This is a genomic window from Neisseria sp. P0009.S007 (assembly GCF_051962515.1).
This window is the reverse complement of record NZ_JBQCVF010000800.1, coordinates 1-653: the sequence shown is the minus strand read 5'-3', so window position 1 is coordinate 653 and position 653 is coordinate 1. Positions and strand designations below refer to the sequence as shown.

Here is a 653-nt window from a genome sequence, read left to right as displayed (position 1 = left end):
CTGCAAGCAGCAGGCGTACAGCCTTGCGGCCTCGGCGCACGCGACACCCTGCGCATGGAAGCCGGTATGAACCTCTACGGCAACGATATGGACGACAATACCAGCCCGCTCGAAGCAGGCATGGGTTGGACCGTTGACTTAAAAGACGAAAGCCGCGACTTCGTCGGTAAAGCCGCCTTGCTGGCATTGAAAGAAAAAGGCGTTACCGTGAAACAGGTCGGCCTGTTGCTCGAAAAAGGCGGCATCCTGCGCGCGCATATGGAAGTGTTGACCGACAAAGGCAAAGGCGAAACCACCAGCGGCGTATTCTCGCCAAGCCTGAAGCAATCCATCGCCATCGCGCGCGTACCGAAAGACTTTGACGGCGATACTGCCAAAGTACTGATGCGCGGCAAAGAAGTGGATGTACGCGTATTGAAGCTGCCGTTTGTGCGTAATGGTCAAAAACAGTTTGATTAATATCGGTTCAGACGGCCTTATTTGTTAAGGGCCGTCTGAAAGCAGGTTTTAATTGTCGTCTAATACGGACGTTTGTAGAAAGCATTGAACAAGGCATCTGTGGATATTGATTCATGAAGATGCCGTCTGAAAATAACCCCCTATCAATGGAGTATCAAACCATGAGCAACATCCCAGCAGAACTGAAATACGTT

Annotated in this window: 1 protein-coding gene; it reads left to right on the top strand. The window is 51.1% G+C overall.

Annotation, left to right across the window (positions count from 1 at the left end; genetic code table 11):
- A partial coding sequence (locus tag ACTHS3_RS16455; protein ID WP_440368568.1) for a glycine cleavage T C-terminal barrel domain-containing protein occupies positions 1–459 on the top strand: 459 nt, incomplete at its 5' end.
- Positions 460–653 lie beyond the last annotated feature (194 nt).